Consider the following 1,152-nt stretch of genomic DNA (forward strand, 5'->3'; position numbering starts at 1 on the left):
ACACGTCCCCGCCGCCGACGGAGACCGCACCGCGCGTCACGACGACGAGCCGCGCGTCCGCGTACCGCTCCTCCTCCAGCCAGGAACGGACCACGCCGAGGACCCGGGCCACGGCGCCGCGCGCCGCCTCGCCGGACACCGCGCCACCGGACATCAGCGGCAGCACGACCACGCTCGGCACCGTCGGCACCGCGGACAGCTCCGACAGGTCCGCCGCGTCCGAGGAGAGTTCGAAGCGGTCCTCGGGCAGGGCGAGTTCACCGGCGGGAGCGGGCAGGGACGCCCACGTGACGGCGTACAGGCCGTCACGGACCTGGGTCGCCGCGGCGCGCAGGGCCTCCCGGGAGAGGGGGCGCAGCGCCAGCTCGTCGACGGTGGCGACGGGCGCGCCCGAGGCGTCGGCGACGGCCAGCGCGACCGACTCGGGCCCGGTGAGCCGGAGCCGTACGCGCAGCGCCGACGCGCCGAGGGCGTGCACCTGGACGCCCGACCAGGAGAACGGGAAGCCCTCCTGGCCCTGACGGCCGGCGACGCCGGGCAGCAGGCTGTGCAGGGCGGCGTCGAGGAGCGCGGGGTGCAGCCCGAAGCGGGCGGCGTCGGGGCGCTGCTCCTCCCCCAAAGCCACCTCGGCGAACAGCTCGTTCTCGGCCTTCCAGACCCGCCGCAGGCCCTGGAACACCGGACCGTAGCCGTAGCCGAGCTCCGACAACCGTGCGTAGACGCCGTCGAGGTCGGCCTCCTGCGCCCCGACGGGCGGCCACGCGGCCAGCCCCTCCGGTGTCTCCGTGCCGACCGGGGCGAGGGTGCCCGTGGCGTGCGCCACCCACGGCTGACCGGCCGCGGCCTCGGCGCCGTCGGGCCGGGAGTAGACGCCGACGCTCCGGCGGCCCGAGGCGTCGGCGCCGCCGACGAGGACCTGGATCTGGACTCCGCCGGACGCCGGCAGCACGAGCGGGGCCGCGAGGGTCAGATCCTCGACGCGGCCTGCGCCGAGGCGCTCGCCCGCCGCCGTCGCGAGCTCCACGAAACCCGTGCCCGGGAAGAGGTCGGTGTCCAGGACCCGGTGATCGGAGAGCCAGGGGTGGGTGTGGCGGTTGATGCGGCTGGTGAAGAGGGTGTCGTCGGAACCGGCGACGGTGACGGCCGCGCCGA

1 protein-coding gene is annotated in these 1,152 nt (G+C 76.6%); it reads right to left on the bottom strand.

The features are described 5' to 3' along the window. The coding region (locus tag IE245_RS36525) for a polyketide synthase dehydratase domain-containing protein (RefSeq protein ID WP_189955751.1) at positions 1–1,152 on the bottom strand (1,152 nt) is incomplete at both ends.

The sequence above is a fragment of the Streptomyces roseolus genome (genome assembly GCF_014649855.1).
GTDB lineage: Bacteria > Actinomycetota > Actinomycetes > Streptomycetales > Streptomycetaceae > Streptomyces > Streptomyces roseolus.